Below are 17,452 nucleotides of genomic sequence, written 5' to 3'. Positions count from 1 at the left end.
AAACGGCGACCGAGAAGGCCGCCGTGATTGCGGTTAGAACGCCGCAGTGTCCTTGAACAGGCCCACTTTCAGATCGCTGGCGGTGTAAATGACCTGACCGTCGACCAGGACTTCACCATCGGCCACACCCATAATCAGTTTACGGATGATCACACGCTTGAAGTTAATGCGATAGGTGACTTTCTTTGCGGTTGGCAGAACCTGGCCGGTGAATTTAACTTCACCCACGCCCAGCGCACGACCTTTACCTTCGCCGCCCAGCCAGCCGAGGTAGAAACCGACCAACTGCCACATGGCATCCAGACCCAGGCAGCCTGGCATTACCGGATCGCCGATAAAGTGGCAACCAAAGAACCATAGGTCCGGATTAATATCCAGTTCCGCTTCCACATAACCCTTGTTGTAGGTACCACCGTCTTCGGTCATTTTGACCACGCGGTCCATCATCAACATGTTACCTGCCGGCAACGGCGGGCCACCAGCGCCAAACAGTTCGCCACGGCCGGATGCTTCGAGGTCTTCTTTCGTATAGGAGTCGCGTTTTTCTACCATGTTCTCAGTAAACCTTATTTTATTGAAGGGCGCAGATTAGCTTACACGTGTACGCTGAACAAGTCCGATCAGCCGTGGTTGAACCAGTTGAGCCAACGAAGTGGCCATGGCCAGCGCCGGCGTTCCTGCGGATTCACCTGTGCTATCCGTTCCTGAATGGCCGCCAACAAGTTCGGTTGCTGTTCATCAGAGTAGGGGTAACCAGTGAGTAATGGCAAGGCTTCCGCAGCGCTATTGACGGCCCACAGATGGAACTGCCCCTCACGGACTGCATCGACCACGTCCTGATGCAGACACAGATGGCGCACATTGGTGGCGGGCAGGATAATACCCTGTTTGCCAGTCAAACCACGACGTTGGCAAACTTCAAAAAAGCCTTCGATTTTTTCGTTGACGCCGCCAATCGGCTGTACATTACCGAATTGGTCGACAGAACCGGTTACTGCAATCTGCTGGGTAATTGGCTGTAACGACAGTGCGCTGATAAGCGCGCACAGCTCAGCCAATGAGGCGCTGTCCCCGTCCACTTCACCATAAGATTGTTCAAACACAATCGAAGCAGAGAAGGGCAGCGGTTGGTCCAGCTCCAGTTCGGAAATCAGGAACGCCTGCATAATCATCATGCCTTTGGCATGCAGATTACCACCAAGCTCGGCCTTGCGCTCAACGTCGGTGAACTCACCATCGCCAAGATGCACGACACAGCTGATACGGGAGGGTTCACCGAAGCTGCGCGGATGGCCAGGGTATTCCAGCACCGACAAACCGTTGATCTGACCGACGACTTCGCCTTCGGTTTCAATCAGGATTTGGCCCAGCTCAATTTCATCCTGCATCCGTTCGGCAAGGTAGCTTTCACGCCACTCGCGCGCATTCAGCGCGGCTTCAAACGCTTTGGCATTGATGCTTTCTTCTTCGACATACAGCGCGGCTTCGGAAAGTTGCTGGCCGAGCCACAGCGGTGACAGTGGCAGGTTGCCTTGATCACCACTGTGACGTACTGCCTGTATCATCAGCGGGTACCAGGCATCGGCTGCCAACGGCGGCAGTTGCTGCTCTTCGATGAGGCTATTGACGTAGCCACACCATTGCACCATGTCATCGACTTCGGTGAGTTGCAGATCTTCCTCGTATTCTCCGTAGACTGACTGCTCACTCAGCTCCGGTTCAATATCATGGAAATCGGCAAGGCCGTGACGATCGCCTACCACAATCAACCGCAATTCCAGCGGCATGGCAGGAATGGTAATTGGTAATGGGCGTGTTTCATCCGGGGAAACCCAGTGGAACTGACGTTGGGTGATCATCTGCTTCAAACGTAGCCACAGCAGCGGCTGAGCCAGCAGAGAACGCGCAGACAGGATAAGTACACCACCGTTGGCCTGATGCACCAGGCCGGGCTGCAGGTTGATTTCACCATTGTGGATCCGAACGCAGCCAAACAGCTGTTCAGGTTCAACCCACTCTTGATACACGCAGGCACCACCGGCGGCAAAGGGTTCATCACCCTGGCTGGCGGGTTCTACGCTGACCTTGCTGCCCTGGATCACATAGTGACTGCCCTTGAACGCGGTGTTCTGCGGCTGCAGTTGTTCAACTGCTTGGGCGATCAGCGCCAGATACTCACGCGTTTCTTGCGCTTTCAACAACATGAAACGCGGTGGTGACTGTGGATGGCAAAACAGCGTCAGTGCGTTTTCCAGCCGAGGCTGAATAGAGGCAAAGGACACGGGGGCCAACTGCGCGGCGGTATCAAATATCGCTTGATAAGGCGTAACGTCCGGCAACAGTGATTGCCATTCAAGTCGGTTATTGGTCAAAGTGTTAGATGCAATCGTCAAAAAGGGAAAGGGCGATTATACAAGAATAACGGCAGCTTGATAGATGCAGAGTTACAGTTGATGTCAGGGAGTTTGACATCGCGCGATGACTGTGCAAAAAACAGTCTAAAACGAGGTGTAATTGCCGGGGAAATTCGGCGTAAAGCTGTTATGCTTAATAAAGTTACGCGGTCACTGAAGAGCTCACGATGAAATATCAGCAACTGGAAAATCTGGAGAGCGGTTGGAAATGGAAGTACCTGGTGAAAAAGCACCGGGAAGGGGAAGCTATTACCCGCCACATTGAAAACAGCGCTGCTCAGGAAGCCATTGACGAGCTGCTGAAGCTGGAAAATGAGCCGGTAAAAGTGCTGACGTGGATTAGCCACCATATGAATCCGGAACTGGATAACCGGATGAAGCAAACTATCCGCGCACGCCGTAAACGTCATTTTAACGCAGAACACCAACATACGCGTAAAAAATCTATCGATCTGGAGTTTCTGGTTTGGCAGCGTTTGGCCGCGCTTGCCCGTCGCCGTGGGGTGACTCTGTCAGAAACAGTGGTGCAGTTAATCGAAGATGCGGAACGTAAAGAGAAGTATGCCAGCCAGATGTCATCATTGAAGCAGGATTTAAAAGCTATTCTCGGTAAAGATAAAGAGTAAACCCACTAGCCAGCCAGCTCCTATCACGGAAGGGGTTCCTGGTTGCCAATACCACTGTAATTTAGCCGAAAAAAAACCCCGCATTGCGGGGTTTTTTACTAAGAGTGGTAGCTTAGCCTTGTGGCTGAGTTACAACGTCTTTGATACCTTTAACTTCGATCTCTACGCGACGATCTGGTGCCAGGCAAGCGATCTGTGCTTTGGTAGCACGACCAGCTTTGTAGCCACAGGTGTTGCCAGTGACGGCATCAGCTTCGCCCATACCACGTGCAGAGATTTTGTCTGAAGGAATACCTTTAGATACCAGGTAATCAACAACGCTTTGAGCGCGTTTTTCAGACAGTTTCTGGTTGTACTGGTCAGAACCAACGGCGTCGGTGTAACCCAGAACTACAACAGAACCATCTTTAGGATCCATGGAGCTCAGCTGAGTGTACAGCTGATCCAGAGCCTGTTGGCCTTCAGTTTTCAGGGTAGATTTGTTGAAGTTGAACAGCACGTCAGACTTCAGAGTGAAACGCTTGGTTTCAACAACTGGAGCCGGAGCTGGTGCTGGAGCAACTGGAGCAACAACATCATCCTGACCGAAACGGTAAGAAACACCCAGGCTCAGCATGGTGTTGTCTGGACGAGCGCCGACAGTACCTGCATCACCGATGTTGCTAACGAATTGGTAGTCCAGGCGGGTAGCCCAGTTTTTGGTCAGTGCGTATTCAACACCAACTGCTGCCAAAGGAGAAACGCCGGTGTCGTGGTCGCTCAGACGAGTGCCATTACCGTAGTTAGCTTTGGAATCTGCACGCCATACCATACCACCCAGACGAGTGTAGATGTCCAGATCGTCTATGATTGGGTAGCTCAGTTTAGCGGCCAGTTGAACGCCCTGCGCTTTGAAAGCACCGTTGTTCACGCTGCCTTTGTAAGGCATACGGCCAAGCCAGTCATAGCCCAGCTCGAAGCCCAGGTATTGGTTCGCCTGGTAACCCAGGAACGCGCCAGCACCCAGTTGATCTTTATGGGTCGGACCATTGCCGATACCATTCTGGTAACCGTTGCCGTAGAAACCAGTGTCATGGTACTGGGACCAGCCCAGTTTAGCACCGGTGTACCAGGTATTATCTTTTGGGGCGGCTTGCGCTACTGTTGCGAAACCTGCCAGTGCCACTGCTAATGCGATAGCTGTCTTTTTCATTTTGCGCCTCGTTATCATCCAAATAGGCAATGAGCTTTAAAGCTGTTTTAAGCCCTTGGTTAAATTCCTTCGCCAAGGTTTGAGCCCTCGTTTGTTACTCTGCCAGTTTATCTGGCGTTATAGAGCAACCTTGGCGATGTAAAGTCTACAACGTGGCGCGAAAGTTACAAGTGTGATGTGATAAAGCTCTAAAAAAAAACGCAGAAATATACATATTTACTAACATTAACCGGCAAAAAAAACGAGCATTTTAACCTTGGTTTTGGGGCGCGGAACCGCAGCCACACTCGCTTTGTCCCTGATCCCATAAAGGTTCCCTTACCTAGAGAAGAAAATGATGGGAAAAATCCTAAATTTACTTAATGATACAAAGAAGAGTGAATTTTTAGGGTGGAACAGTGTCCGTGAATCGGGTTTATGTCACGTTGAGGACGCATAATGAACCCATAAGCGTTACCTAATTCTGCCGCACGCCTTAATTTTAGACGATCTTCTTCTGTAAGATCGGGCAGCCATCCAAGTACTACACTATAGTTACCCGTCAGCAGCGCTTTTTCCATCGCTTCAACCGTGTCCAGCGGGTTAATTTGGCTCAGCTGTATCACTTTTCCAACCGGCAAGCCGGACTGTTGTAGCCATAACTTACTCAGTTTTTGCTGTGGCGTCAGCCATAACAACCAACGTGACTGCATTCCCAGTTGTTGCAGCAGAGGTAGCAACAATTGCGCTACTGCGGGCTGATGCTCGTTGTAAACAAGTTCACTGATAAGGCCATTCGCTTTGCCGGCATCGGTGCTCTGTGCAGCATTATTCAGCGCAAAAGAGGTGTGGCTGAAATGGGGTTTGTAGAGTGATTGAGTACGCATAAAGTATCCCGCCCGTAGTGTCACTGTATGTTTATACAGTACATCCAGTTGTGTTTAAGATCAACTCAAATATTCGTAGTACATCGCATAATTGCGATCATTTTTCATACACAGGACGTTTGTGATTGGCATGACTGCAGATAGTGCGTATTTTTCTAATTACTTGTTCACGTTACTTTTATTTCATTGGTGTGGGGAATGATAGAACACTAATCTACACAAGGAGAAGGCTATGAAAGGGACATCAAGTGGAAGGATCATGCAGGCCAAAGCGTATTTTTACGCATTAGGCGGCATTACTACACGCTCGCAATTTGGCGGTTATGGGTTGCTGGCTGATGGCGTCATGTTCGCTGTGATTGCCGAAGGGGAGCTGTATCTTCGTGCGACGGATAGCCTGGAGCCAGCTTTTCGCTCTCGCGGCATGGTCAATATGGTGTACTCCAAGCGAGGGGTACCTATTACCATGCGTTATTACTGGGTCGATGAAACGCTGTGGCGCGACAGGAGAGAGCTTGTGGAGTTAGCCTGGCAGGCTATTCGTGAAGCGCGACGAGAACTTAAGGTTAAAACGGATAATCAGGGGCGGCTGAAAACCTTACCCAACATCGACATCAATATGGAACGGTTACTTTGGCGTGCAGGCATTCGTAATGTTTATGATTTGCGCCTGAATGGTGCCAAACACAGCTATCTTCGTCTTTTGCAGCAGAAGCGCAATTTAGGATTGCGGGTACTGCTTTCTCTGGGCGGGGCCATTGCCGGTTATCATCATGAGGCTCTACCTTCGGAAATACGCAGTGAGCTGACGCATTGGTTTGAACGTACTATGTCATTGCTTAGTCACGGACATAATCCGGGAGTCCGGTGCCTGATAAAAGGCCCCGGGTGATCAAGCCAATTTGCTGATTTGGGTATTAAGCAGGGTAAGTTCCGGCAGCAGCTCAATGACCAGTCCAATTTGCTGCAACACCAACTGATCTTTGCTTTCCGGTTCCGGCGCAGCGTGCACAATACGTTCAGCCAGGCTTTCCAATGCCTGAGTGATGCGCCGGTCGTCCAGTTCTTCCTGATGCAGGGCTCCATCAACATAACAAACCGCATCATTTAACAGCGCCAGCGTAGCAGGGTTGTTCAGACGCTCACGGTGTGCACCCAACGCAGAGATATAACTCAACAAGGTGTGGTTTAAACACAACAGGCGGAAGGCGGCTTCCTGAACCCCTTTATCCGCTTTTGGATCGGCAGACATATTTGATATCACCGAAGCCAGCTCTGCATCACTGTTGTGTGCATCCCGGCGAGCGATACGATAGGGAAGGCCGTTGTCTTTACCCTGATGATATTGCACCAGAATGGCATCCAGATAACGGCAGTTGGCGTCCAGCGTTTTAGTGACGACTGCCGATAATTGGCGAAACTTCCAGTCTGGCCAGATAAAACTGACTGCCGCCCAGGCGATGGCGCATCCCAGAATCGTGTCATAAACCCGAGGTGCGGCCACCTCAAAACCTTCACCCAGCAAGTTAAAGCACAGCAATACCAGCAGGGTAATAAACATTGTGGCATGGGCGTATTGCACGGTCCGAAAAGCGAAGAACAGAACGCCGCTGATGACGATCAGCACCATCTGGCCTTCCAGCGAGGGTACAAAATAGAGGATTGGCAGGCCGATAAGAATACCGGCCAGCGTGCCGATAATTCTAAGCGCCAGCCTGCGACGCGTGGCGTTGTAATTGGGTTGGCAGACAAACAGGCTGGTTAACAGGATCCAATAACCGTGCTGCATGCCGGTAAACTGAATAAAGGCGTAGCCCACGCACAGTACCACTGACATGCGGATAGCATGACGGAACAAGGCAGACTGAGGTGTTAGATGGCGGCTGATACGCAAGCGAATATCGCTCCAGCCAGTGAGCCGGTCATCCGACAGACTATTCTCTTCCGCCAGGCCACTGGCCAGTGCCTGCTCGGACTCAATATTTGCAAGTTGGGCGTCAATCGCGCGCAAATTTTTCAACAGGTGCGATAGTGCTTTGGTCAGCTCACTGTTTTCCGGGGTGATGGCAATGCGAGTCAGTGCTTCTTCAATACGGCCAAAGGCAGGTTCGAAACGAAGGTTGTGCTGATACTTTTGCCGCAGCAAAATCGACTGTGCCAACTGTTGGCAGGCGCGAGCCTGCATGCTGAGCAAGCGCTGGAAACGAAACAGAATATCACTGTGACGAAACTGTCGACTCAGCGCCTGATATTGAACATGGGAGGAACTTGCGCGCTCATGGATATCCTGTGCAACGAAATAATAATGCAGCGTGCGGCGAGTTCCGCGTTGACCCCGATCGCCTTTTAGCCGCGTCAGCAATGAAACTTTGGTCTGGTTAAGAATGGTCACCAGGGCGCTGTTGGCCATGGCAACGTCCATCCACGGCAGGTCTGCATCATGCTCGACGTCCGGGTCAAACAGGTTGGCCTTGGCATCCAGATAACTTGCCAATTGGTTGTAACAACGCGCCAGATTTTCCTGCAGAGGTCGGATAGGAAAGATCAGGTGACCAATCAGCGTCAGCAGGTTGTACCACAGGGCGCCAATGATCAGCAGCGTCGGCTGTTGATACCAGGCGTCATACATTGAGGTGCCGAGCATGGTATAGACCGCGATCAGCAAGGCACCAAAAGCAATGGTGGCGTAACGTTGCCCCAGGGCACCCAGCAAAATAAAACCGCAGGTAGAGGCAGTGAGGCCAAGAGCGAACAGCCACGGATAAGGAAACAGCAGCTCAATGGAGGCGGAAGCGACAAAAAAACACACCAGTGTGATCAACAGATTGTGTAGTCTGCCAGCCAGGCGATCGTCCAGATCGGTCAACGCCGCTGCCACCACCCCCAGAGTCAGGGGAATGGTGAGCTTGGGAATGGCTAACCACCAGGGTACGGCGGCCGCACCAGCCAGTGCAATGAAGATGCGCAGATCATAAAGCAGATTACTGTTGTAGGCATAACGGCGTATTGCTGGTGCAAAAGAGAGCACGAAAAACTCCTCAGGCGGAGAAAAAATTAACGCTGCTGATACTGACGTCGGGCATTTTCAGTTCTGGCCTGTTGCGCCATTTCAACGGATACCACTCGTCGCCCGACCGGCCACAGGGCAATGGCGGCGATTTTGAAATTGGCTATACCCACCGGGATGCCAATAATCGTTACACACTGCACAATCCCGGCGGCAATATGCGACAGGCACAGCCACCAGCCGAACAGGATCAGCCAGATAATGTTCAGCAGTGAACCACTGGCGGAAAGCAGTACATTACTTTTTTCCGGGTACAATTCATTAACGTGAATGGCTTCGTTACCGAATGGCAGTAACGACAGCTTGGTGATTTCCCAGCAGGAGCGGGTTAGGGGGAGTGTGATGATCAGCACCACGCTAAACACTGTTGCGACCAGCCAGCCAAGGGTGGTGAAAAAGCCGCCTAACACAAAATTAAGAATATTCAGTACAGTACGCATAGTCGTCATTCTGCTCTAATGATGGCCAAACCGCGATGCGGTGCGTTTGCTATCAAAACGCAAAATCTATTCTACCCTTTTTTTAGCGCTAGAGTGCCACTGCTTATCGCAGGTAAACTGGCAGATATCCGTTATTTAATCTCAACATAGTCATGGCGCGACGATATGGAACTTAAAGCGACATCGCTGGGGAAACACCTGGCTCAACACCCTTATAACCGTGTGCGGTTGCTGCACGCCGGTGTCGAGGTGAGCGGTGAGAAGCATGAATATCTTATTCCTTTCAATCAGTTGATTCATGTTCGGTGTAAGCGGGGCATCGTCTGGGGCGAACTGGAGTTTGAGCTGCCGGAGGAGAAAGTGGTGCGCCTGCATGGTACCGAATGGCAGGAAACTCAGCGCTTCTATCACTATCTCCAGCTGGCCTGGCAGCAGTGGAGCTTGGAGATGAGTGAAGTCAGCGCCGGCGTGTTGCAGCAACAGGTTGAACATATCCAGCGTATTGAACAGCAGGATAAGTGGTTTAAAAAATCCGAGCTGGGCAAGCTGCAGCAACAAATTCGTGAGTCTTTCGGTGCCTTGCCCATGCCGGTGGCGCGGCTGGAGCAATTTGACAATTGTCGGGATGATTATCTGCTTTGTCAGCAATGGCTGCTGCATGGGTTGCACAGTGTCGGGCAGCGTAATCAGCAGTGGACCGAACGTATGCTGGAGAGTTACCACGACTTCTTCCAGAATATCGAAACCTCCCCCCTGAACGACTCGCAAAGCCGCGCAGTAGTTAATGGCGAAGATTCAGTGTTAGTCCTGGCCGGGGCCGGCAGTGGGAAAACCTCGGTGCTGGTGGCGCGAGCCGGTTGGCTGCTGCGTCGCCAGGAGGCTGAACCGGGGCAAATACTGTTGCTGGCGTTTGGCCGTCAGGCGGCGGAAGAGATGAACGAGCGCATTCAGGAGCGTCTGGGCAGCGTGGCGATTCAGGCCAAAACCTTCCACGCATTGGCGCTGCAGATTATCCAGCAGGGCAACCGCAAGGTGCCGGCGATCAGTAAACTGGAAACCGACAGCAAGGCTCGAAGAGCTTTGTTGATAACCCATTGGCAGCAGCAGTGCGCAGAGAAAAAAGCACAGGCCAAAGGGTGGCGTCAATGGTTGCTTGAAGAGCTGGAATGGGAAGTGCCGGAAGGTGATTTTTGGCAGGATAAACGCCTGGCAGAACGGCTGGCGGGCCGACTGGAACGTTGGCTGGGGTTGATGCGGATGCACGGCGGTAGTCAGGCAGAAATGATCGAACAGGCAGATGAAGAGGTCCGTGACCTGTTTTCAAAACGTATCCGGCTGATGGCACCGTTGCTCAAAGCCTGGAAAGGCGCACTGAAAGAGGAAGGCGCGGTAGACTTCTCCGGCCTGATCCATCAGGCGGTCAATATTCTGGAGAAAGGGCGTTTTGTCAGCCCATGGAAACATATCCTGGTCGATGAGTTTCAGGATATCTCACCGCAACGGGCACAGCTGCTGGCGGCGCTACGTAAACAAAACAAACAGACTTGCCTGTTTGCCGTGGGTGATGACTGGCAGGCCATTTATCGTTTCAGCGGTGCTGAACTGACGCTGACCACAGCATTTGCCGAGAACTTTGGCGAAGGGGCACAATGTGCGCTCGATACCACTTACCGTTTCAATGAGCGCATTGGTGAGGTGGCAAACCGCTTTGTACAGCAGAACCCACACCAGTTGAAAAAACCGTTGAACAGCCTGAGTAAAGGCAACAAGAAATCGGTAGTCCTGCTAGCGCATGAACAGCTCGAATATTTGTTGGATAAGCTGAGTAGCTATGCTAAGCCCGAAGAGCGGATTCTGGTGTTGGCACGGTACCATCATCTGAAGCCGCAGGTGTTGTCAAAAGCGGCAACCCGCTGGCCTAAGTTGACCATTGAGTTTATGACCATTCACGCCAGCAAGGGGCAGCAGGCTGAGTACGTGATTATCGCTGGTTTGCACCAGGGTAATGACGGTTTTCCTGCAGTTGCGCGTGAATCGATATTAGAAGACGTTCTGTTGCCGCAGCCGGAAGACTTCCCGGATGCCGAGGAGCGGCGGCTGTTGTATGTGGCGCTAACTCGCGCCAAGCATCAGGTGTGGTTATTGCAGGATCGCGAGCGCCCGTCGGTGTTCGTTGAACAACTGCAGGCTCTTGGCGTACCGTCGCAGAAGAAACCCTAAACCCAATGCCTGGCGAAAACCATGCCGTGCTGGTTACTTCAGACGATCCTGCAAGTAGCGCTGGTAGTCAGGGATGGTGATTTCCACTTCGCTTTTGAACAATGGGGAGTCAATCAGGAAGTCTGCGGTGGAGCGGTTGGTGGCGACGGGGATATTCCATACGGTCGCCAGGCGCAGCAGGGCTTTCACATCCGGATCGTGGGGCACCGCGTTCAATGGATCCCAGAAGAAGATCAACATATCGATTTTGCCTTCGGCGATCAGCGCGCCCACCTGCTGGTCGCCCCCCATCGGCCCGCTCAACATGCTATTTACCGGAATACCGCTGGCTTGCTGGATCAGGTTGCCTGTGGTTCCGGTGGCGTAAAGTTGGTGTTGTTCCAGCACGGACTTATTGTCTTCAACCCATGCTAACAGGGCTTGTTTACGGTGATCGTGCGCCACCAGTGCAATGTGTTTGCGCGCGGCGATAGTGCGGGTAGTAAATTCCATCTGGATTTCCTTCGCTAATCGGGTGATGTGCGACAGATTACTGAAACTGTTTTTCACTGCCTAGCGTTTACACCTGAAAATGCGAAGAAAGCGCGCCTTTAAAAAAGGCGTCATCAATCTTGCTTAGCGCATTGGCTGTTTATTTACCCAATGAAGAAAACGTTTCTGCGTTTCTTTGTCTGCCTGTTGGAACCAGTATTGCAGCATTTGCTCGGAAACGTTTTCACCTTTCAGTGTCTCTGTGGGCGAGTTTAACGCTGCACTCGCCAGCGGTGAACCGGGTGCGGTGGCGCGAACATGGGTGAACGCCGGTACGGAAGCCGGATGTTTCTGACTGTTGTAATCTGCCATCAGCTTTTCCAGGTCGATGTTAAGCGTGATGTCGTCGGGGCGTAATACGTCGTGTTTCATTGCCAATGCATTGCCGTTTTTATCAATTACCTGGTAATTGAACGTTTTATCAAATCGCTGACCATCCCGGACATTTTCAATGCGCGGCAGCTCAATGGCGACGGAGCTGACATTTTGCGTATTGAAGGTGGCGATCAGCGGAGGTGAAGTATAGACAGTTTGTTGGTTTGGCCCTGAGCGTACAGACTTGGCCACTTTAAACAGTAATTGATGTTGTCCGCCATCCAGCTCGAGGCTGTCAGCGCCTTTTAACAACGAACCTGTCATTTTCTTGCCATCGACCACCAGCAGGCCGATGTCAGGAGAGAGTTTCAGGGTCGTAGCCACGGCAGGCATGCTGATACCGATGCTGAGCAGCGCCGCAACCATCAGACCAAATTTCATTGTTATCTCCATATAAGCGCATCGCTATTAGTGTTGAACACGCCATAGATTGTGTCAAAGTTTTTCAGCATTGCGCTTTTAGTTACAAGTGTACATATTTATATTTATTTTGACACTATTTAGCCTGCAGAGGCTGACAGTGACAGCATCAGACCGCAAAAGTTGCTGGGAGTTTCAGTAACTCAGGGTTGAGCCGATTTTAGGTCAGTGGGTTACACTCGAAACAGGGAAATCCCTCGTCGATAATTGGGAGCGGAAAATGCAAGACAACGATATTGCCAGCCTGCTGCAGCAGGTGAAAACCATTGCGCTGGTGGGTGCCAGTGATAATCCGGCGCGGCCGAGTTTTGGCGTTATGGCCTATCTGCTTGCTCAGGGGTATCAGGTTACGCCGGTCAGTCCAAAACTGGCGGGGCAAACCTTGCTGGGCCAGCAGGCCTATGCCACGTTGAAGGGTATCCCGCACCCGGTGGACATGGTTGACGTGTTCCGTAATTCAGAGGCAGCATATGCGGTAGCGCAAGAGGCCATTGCTATTGGTGCCAAAGTACTGTGGCTGCAAATCGGCGTCATTAATGAACAGGCCGCGGCATTGGCAAACGAGGCGGGGCTGAAGGTGGTGATGGATCGCTGCCCTAAAATCGAAATTCCGCGTTTGGGGCTGGAGCGTTGAAAAAGAGAAGGCCTGGCATTGTGCCAGGCCTTCGTCGTTTGTTTCTCAGGCCTGACGCATCAGTTGCGCAGGCGTGGAGCCTGTAGCTGGTGGCGGATAGACTCCGCCAACTCGTCCAGCGAAGGTTGTTCAGGATGAGCTTCCTGGGCTTCTCCATCTAACTGCGCTTCCGCCAGATAGGTATGCACAGGTTGGCCTTCTTCGTCTTCCATCACCACGTGGTACCAAGGGGCGAAACGTAGATCGGTATTCGCTGCTATTTCATCAGCTTTAGGCTGTTCCATAGAGTATTCAGGGTCGATATCAATCACCACCCCCAAGTACCCCAGCAGCTTATGCCGAACCTGTTGTCCGATACCGAATTTGCTGGCAATCATGATGACCTCCTGAGAAACAGTGCCTTGCTCTCTATATGAGGGCAAAACAGCGTATTTCAAGTTACATCACCCGACACGCAAACCCTTTCAAATACAGCCCTTCAGGATAAGTCGCGATAACCGGGTGATCGGCAGCCTGACGATACTGCTCTATAAATTGTACATCACGCCCGGCATCTACAGCGGCATCGGCCAAAATTTTCTGGAATAAATCGGTTGGCATCAGACCGGAACAAGAGAAACTGAGCAAAATGCCGCCTGGGTTCAGCAGCTGCAGCGCCAACATGTTGATATCTTTGTAACCGCGGCAAGCGCCGGCCAGCTGGTTCTTGTTTTCGACGAACTTCGGCGGATCCATAATAATCAGGTCGAATTTTTCCCCCTGGGTGCGATAAGCGCGTAGCAGTTGGAACACGTCATCACGGACAAATTCGGCTTTGCTCAGGTCTAACTGGTTCAGTTCGACGTTCTGTTTGGCGATATCCAATGCAGCTTGCGACGTATCAACGCTGATCACCTGAGTACAGCCACCCATCAGAGCTGATACGGCGAAGGCACCGGTATAGGAAAAGCAGTTAAGTACGCGGCGGCCGGCGGAATAGTTACGTGCGGCCAGACGGCTGTCGCGTTGGTCGAGGTAAAAACCCGTCTTATGGCCTTGCTGAATATCCACTAGCAGCTTCATGCCATGTTCGGTGATAGGCAGCAGAGCAGGGGGCAGATCGCCCACGACTTGGCCCTGAGCCAAGGGTAAACCTTCTTTTTTACGTACCGCGACGTCTGAACGATCGTAGATGGCACATTCCGGGTAACAATGCTGCAAAGCGGTAATCAACGCGGCACGCTGATATTCAGCGCCAGCGGACAGCAACTGCAACACCAGGAAGTTCTGGAAGCGATCGATAGTAATGCCCGGCATACCGTCGGATTCGCCGGCGATCAGGCGGTAGCCGTCCAGCCCATCACGTTTGGCAATCCAATCACGCCAGCTTTGCGCCTGTTGTAAACGGCGGATGAAGAATTCGATGTTAATCTCTTCGTCCGGTAAAAAGGTCCAGACGCGGGCGCGGATTTGCGACTCTGGAGAGTAGGCTCCGCGAGCCAGCCATTTGCCGTGGGCGTCGTGAATATCGATGGTTTCGCCAGAAAGGGCTTTACCTTCGACACGTTGAACAGCGCCGGAAAACACCCACGGGTGGCGACGGAGTAAGGACTTTTCACGTCCTTTGGCGAGAAACAGGCGTACGGTCATAATTAAGAATGCTGCCAGCTAGATAAAATGAGTGGCATCGCCGTGCAGACGCACAGGCAATACCATAAACGAAAGTCGATAAGGGGGCGATTATGACACAAGTTTGCATTGCTGCGTATGTCTATGGCGTGGTGCAAGGAGTGGGATTTCGTTACAACACCCAGCATCAGGCGACGGCATTGGGGTTAAGCGGCTACGCGCGTAATCTTGATGATGGGAGCGTTGAAGTACTGGCCTGCGGCGAACAACCGCAGGTGGACAAGCTGGTGGAATGGCTGAAAAATGGCGGACCGCGCAGTGCACGGGTCGATCGCGTGCTGGTGGAGCCGCGAGGCACGGCTGATTTTCAAGGCTTCGGCATTCGCTATTAGCGTTTCAGATACATTTTACCGGTTTCGGCAGGCCGGCTATCTTGGTTGCCTGCTTGGCCGGGCCTTTGGGGAATAAACGGTAGAGATAACGGCTGTTGCCTTTCTCTTCGCCGTACTTCTGCGCCATGGCCTTGACCAGCATGCGGATTGCCGGTGAAGTATTAAATTCCAGGTAAAAGCCGCGTACGAAACGCACCACTTCCCAATGTGCTTCGGTTAGCGTTACTTCTTCCTCTGCGGCCAGCAGCGGTGCCAGGGCCTCATGCCAATCGGCGCTGTTTTTCAGGTAACCCTGTGCGTCAGTTTCAATAACCTGACCTTGATACTCCAACATACTGCCTCGGTAATGGGTAATTCAGAACGGCCGTCAGTTTAGCAAACTTTTGTCGCTGCAAAAACAAAGCCCCGCGGGAGCGGGGCCAACACACCTGACAAGGTTCTTGGCAGTTAAAAGTCCCGTTTTGAGGGCTAATAAAAACAAAGGATTATATCTTCTGATTTAGCCCAAACACCCGAAAACCACGTTTTTCGGGTGTTTGTCATCAAACAAAGCCCCGCGGGAGCGGGGCCTTGGGCCTTTCTCAGGCGTTAAATCAGTTGCTGCGTGCGAAGCCCAGAATGCTCAACAGGCTGATGAACATGTTGTACAGCGAAACATACAGGCTAACGGTAGCGCGGATGTAGTTGGTTTCGCCGCCGTGGATAATATTGCTGGTCTCCCACAGGATGGCACCGGCGGAGAACAGGATAAACAGCGCGCTAATGGCCAGATGCAGGGCTGGGATCTGCAGGAACAGGTTGGCGATGACCGCAACCAGCAGCACCACGAAACCGGCCATCATCATCCCGGAAAGGAACGACATATCCTTGCGGGTAGTCAGTACATAGGCGGAACAGCAGAAGAACACCACCGCGGTGCCACCCAGCGCCAGCATGATCAGGTCACCGGCTCCGGTATTAATGAACGAACTGAGGATCGGCCCCAGAGCGTAGCCCATAAAACCGGTCAACGCGAAGGCTGCCAGAATACCGGCTGGGCTGTTTGCCAGCTTATGGGTCAGGAACATCAACCCATAGAAACCGACCAGCATCAGCAACAGGCCCGGTGCCGGCAGCCCCAGCATGGTGCTGGCGGTAGCGGTAAGTGCCGAAAATGCCAACGTCAGTGAAAGCAGGAAGTAGGTGTTACGCAGAACCTTATGCGTACTCAGTAACGAGTCGCGTGAGGAAGATGAGACGACAATGCGGTCCATAATGATCTCTCTTATCAGGTCATCACAAAATTAGTGATGATGATAGGCAGCGCAAGCGTTTGATTAAAGTTTGTTTACCAATCTTTACCCTTAGTTATCATTGTTGCAACCTTGAGCCGGAGTTGGCGTTTTATTCAACGCTCACACGCCAGGTGCTGTTTTTTCGCTCGGTTGAACGGTGATGGGCTTTACAAGCGGATCGGCTATGTTTATAGTTCGGCTCGTTGCGGAGGGGTGGCCGAGTGGCTGAAGGCAACGGTCTTGAAAACCGTCGACGGGAAACCGTTCCAGAGTTCGAATCTCTGCTCCTCCGCCATTTTTTTAGCTCATGTCATTGATTGACATGAGCTTTTTTGTTTTACGTTCCCCTCGTTATGCCATCCAGTATGCCAATTCCGTCTGGCTTGAGCTGGTAGCCTTGAGAATACATCGGACAGGTTATCATCCATCTCCGGTTTCATTTCTTTGCCAGTGCTCCCGGATAGTGTCTGGCGATAATGTCATTCAGCTTAACAACCAGTTCCGAACGCTTAAATGTGATATGTGCCGTTCCCTTCTGAAAGTATTTAATAGTAAACATTTCATCCTCATAATGGGTGCTGTGCCGGTTTTCATGGATATGAGCGCCGAGACGGCGGGTAACGTCGGCGCGGCTGTCGGGAATGGGCTGCCCATCAAGGATCATCAGCATGCGTTCAAGGTCGGTTAACCGATCCCGCTGCCAGCTCCAGCTAAGCCTAAATCCCCACCGGTCGCATTTCACCAGTGCGGTCACGATGATTTTCTTGCCAAACTTACAGGGCGAGTTCGTCTTAAAATTCCATGATAGGCTTTTGAATATATTAATGACACCGCGTTCAAACACGTCACCCTTGCTCTGATGTAGTTGCTCAAAGGTACTGATAATATTGGCTTCAGAGATCTCAGGAATCTCATCCTTTTCCAGACTGTTATACCACTGGTCTCTGGCCTGAGCGTCCATGAGCGATAGCATTCCGGACTTCTTCACCAGGTCTCGCCATATACCGCGATCGATATTGCGGGTGATGACTTTCATCGCCGTTTCTGTTTTCTCCATCAGCCAGCATCAGCGCCTCCTGTATCCTGCAGGTGATTTGCCGGTCGGAATCGCTTGGGGTCTGCATGTCCCGACGGGGGGGGACAGTGCGCCAGCAGGACCGCTGCTGCGTTGTGCTCCAGCGCCGACTTCACCATTTCGCGGGGATGGACTTTGGTACTGTTAATACTGCCGGTAAACAAGGTTTCATGGGGCAACAGACGGTGTTGATTGTCGAGGTAAAGCACCATAAAGGCTTCACGCTCCAGTCGCGAGCGGCATTTGCGGAGGTGAAATAAACACCTGGTTGCCATAGATGCTGTTCCAGCAAGGCTGCTGTGCTTCAGAGTGTTGCAC

17 protein-coding genes, 1 tRNA gene and 2 pseudogenes are annotated in these 17,452 nt (G+C 52.0%); 6 read left to right on the top strand and 14 right to left on the bottom strand.

Annotation, left to right across the window (positions count from 1 at the left end; genetic code table 11):
* Positions 1–33 precede the first annotated feature (33 nt).
* The gene (gene fabA, locus ACUTSU_RS12000; protein ID WP_037419266.1) at positions 34–552 is read right to left on the bottom strand and encodes a bifunctional 3-hydroxydecanoyl-ACP dehydratase/trans-2-decenoyl-ACP isomerase; all 519 of its coding nucleotides are present in this window, start codon (positions 550–552) and stop codon (positions 34–36) included.
* A 68-nt stretch (positions 553–620) separates the two neighbouring features.
* Positions 621–2,372: an AAA family ATPase gene (locus ACUTSU_RS11995; RefSeq protein ID WP_445654216.1), complete on the bottom strand. Its 1,752-nt coding sequence runs from the start codon at positions 2,370–2,372 to the stop codon at positions 621–623.
* Positions 2,373–2,581: 209 nt separating this feature from the next.
* Here ACUTSU_RS11995 and matP point away from each other — a divergent pair, with 209 nt between their 5' ends.
* The gene (gene matP, locus ACUTSU_RS11990; RefSeq protein ID WP_445650210.1) at positions 2,582–3,040 is read left to right on the top strand and encodes a macrodomain Ter protein MatP; all 459 of its coding nucleotides are present in this window, start codon (positions 2,582–2,584) and stop codon (positions 3,038–3,040) included.
* Positions 3,041–3,152: 112 nt separating this feature from the next.
* On the opposite strand, the gene ompA is transcribed toward matP, so the two are convergent.
* Together ompA and sulA are read right to left on the bottom strand one after the other, a co-directional pair.
* On the bottom strand, positions 3,153–4,232 hold the full coding sequence (gene ompA, locus ACUTSU_RS11985; RefSeq protein WP_445650211.1) for a porin OmpA: 1,080 nt from the start codon (positions 4,230–4,232) through the stop codon (positions 3,153–3,155).
* Between the two features lie 359 nt (positions 4,233–4,591).
* The gene (gene sulA, locus ACUTSU_RS11980; RefSeq protein WP_445650212.1) at positions 4,592–5,098 is read right to left on the bottom strand and encodes an SOS-induced cell division inhibitor SulA; all 507 of its coding nucleotides are present in this window, start codon (positions 5,096–5,098) and stop codon (positions 4,592–4,594) included.
* Positions 5,099–5,330: 232 nt separating this feature from the next.
* Here sulA and ACUTSU_RS11975 point away from each other — a divergent pair, with 232 nt between their 5' ends.
* The gene (locus tag ACUTSU_RS11975) at positions 5,331–5,990 is read left to right on the top strand and encodes a TfoX/Sxy family DNA transformation protein (protein WP_445654215.1); all 660 of its coding nucleotides are present in this window, start codon (positions 5,331–5,333) and stop codon (positions 5,988–5,990) included.
* Here ACUTSU_RS11975 and yccS read toward each other — a convergent pair whose 3' ends face one another.
* A complete protein-coding gene (yccS, locus tag ACUTSU_RS11970; protein WP_445650214.1) occupies positions 5,991–8,126 on the bottom strand; it encodes a YccS family putative transporter in 2,136 nt (711 codons plus the stop codon). It abuts the gene before it with no gap.
* Positions 8,127–8,152: 26 nt separating this feature from the next.
* Positions 8,153–8,605 (bottom strand): YccF domain-containing protein, encoded by a 453-nt coding sequence (locus ACUTSU_RS11965; RefSeq protein ID WP_445650215.1) that lies wholly within the window; start codon positions 8,603–8,605, stop codon positions 8,153–8,155.
* A gap of 165 nt (positions 8,606–8,770) precedes the next feature.
* On the opposite strand from ACUTSU_RS11965, the gene helD reads away from it, so the two are divergent.
* Positions 8,771–10,825, top strand: a complete 2,055-nt coding sequence (gene helD, locus ACUTSU_RS11960) for a DNA helicase IV (RefSeq protein ID WP_445654214.1) — start codon at positions 8,771–8,773, stop codon at positions 10,823–10,825.
* A gap of 33 nt (positions 10,826–10,858) precedes the next feature.
* Here helD and ACUTSU_RS11955 read toward each other — a convergent pair whose 3' ends face one another.
* Together ACUTSU_RS11955 and ACUTSU_RS11950 are read right to left on the bottom strand one after the other, a co-directional pair.
* A complete protein-coding gene (locus ACUTSU_RS11955) occupies positions 10,859–11,317 on the bottom strand; it encodes a methylglyoxal synthase (RefSeq protein ID WP_261088943.1) in 459 nt (152 codons plus the stop codon).
* A 123-nt stretch (positions 11,318–11,440) separates the two neighbouring features.
* The gene (locus ACUTSU_RS11950) at positions 11,441–12,112 is read right to left on the bottom strand and encodes a DUF2057 family protein (protein ID WP_445650217.1); all 672 of its coding nucleotides are present in this window, start codon (positions 12,110–12,112) and stop codon (positions 11,441–11,443) included.
* A 259-nt stretch (positions 12,113–12,371) separates the two neighbouring features.
* Here ACUTSU_RS11950 and ACUTSU_RS11945 point away from each other — a divergent pair, with 259 nt between their 5' ends.
* A complete protein-coding gene (locus tag ACUTSU_RS11945; protein WP_445650218.1) occupies positions 12,372–12,785 on the top strand; it encodes a CoA-binding protein in 414 nt (137 codons plus the stop codon).
* Between the two features lie 59 nt (positions 12,786–12,844).
* Here ACUTSU_RS11945 and hspQ read toward each other — a convergent pair whose 3' ends face one another.
* Both hspQ and rlmI read right to left on the bottom strand, forming a co-directional pair.
* On the bottom strand, positions 12,845–13,162 hold the full coding sequence (hspQ, locus tag ACUTSU_RS11940) for a heat shock protein HspQ (RefSeq protein ID WP_012006190.1): 318 nt from the start codon (positions 13,160–13,162) through the stop codon (positions 12,845–12,847).
* Between the two features lie 61 nt (positions 13,163–13,223).
* The gene (gene rlmI, locus ACUTSU_RS11935; RefSeq protein ID WP_445650219.1) at positions 13,224–14,414 is read right to left on the bottom strand and encodes a 23S rRNA (cytosine(1962)-C(5))-methyltransferase RlmI; all 1,191 of its coding nucleotides are present in this window, start codon (positions 14,412–14,414) and stop codon (positions 13,224–13,226) included.
* Between the two features lie 92 nt (positions 14,415–14,506).
* On the opposite strand from rlmI, the gene yccX reads away from it, so the two are divergent.
* Positions 14,507–14,785: an acylphosphatase gene (gene yccX, locus ACUTSU_RS11930; protein ID WP_445650220.1), complete on the top strand. Its 279-nt coding sequence runs from the start codon at positions 14,507–14,509 to the stop codon at positions 14,783–14,785.
* 4 nt (positions 14,786–14,789) lie between these two features.
* Here the strand turns inward: yccX and tusE are convergent, their stop codons facing one another.
* On the bottom strand, positions 14,790–15,119 hold the full coding sequence (tusE, locus tag ACUTSU_RS11925; RefSeq protein WP_445650221.1) for a sulfurtransferase TusE: 330 nt from the start codon (positions 15,117–15,119) through the stop codon (positions 14,790–14,792).
* Between the two features lie 259 nt (positions 15,120–15,378).
* Complete coding sequence (gene yccA / locus ACUTSU_RS11920) at positions 15,379–16,038, bottom strand: FtsH protease modulator YccA (RefSeq protein WP_004942825.1); 660 nt, start codon at positions 16,036–16,038, stop codon at positions 15,379–15,381.
* Positions 16,039–16,266: 228 nt separating this feature from the next.
* On the opposite strand from yccA, the gene ACUTSU_RS11915 reads away from it, so the two are divergent.
* Positions 16,267–16,354 (top strand) — tRNA-Ser (locus ACUTSU_RS11915).
* 141 nt (positions 16,355–16,495) lie between these two features.
* Here ACUTSU_RS11915 and ACUTSU_RS11910 read toward each other — a convergent pair.
* Both ACUTSU_RS11910 and ACUTSU_RS11905 read right to left on the bottom strand, forming a co-directional pair.
* Positions 16,496–17,125 (bottom strand): annotated as a pseudogene (locus ACUTSU_RS11910) (DUF4942 domain-containing protein); the annotation flags it as partial.
* Positions 17,115–17,429 (bottom strand): annotated as a pseudogene (locus ACUTSU_RS11905) (JAB domain-containing protein); the annotation flags it as partial. The pseudogenes ACUTSU_RS11910 and ACUTSU_RS11905, both read right to left, overlap by 11 nt.
* Between the last annotated feature and the right edge of the window lie 23 nt (positions 17,430–17,452).

The organism is Serratia sp. NA_13 (assembly GCF_052691735.1).
The sequence above is the reverse complement of the archived record's forward strand: the minus strand, read 5'-3'. Positions and strand labels throughout refer to the sequence as shown.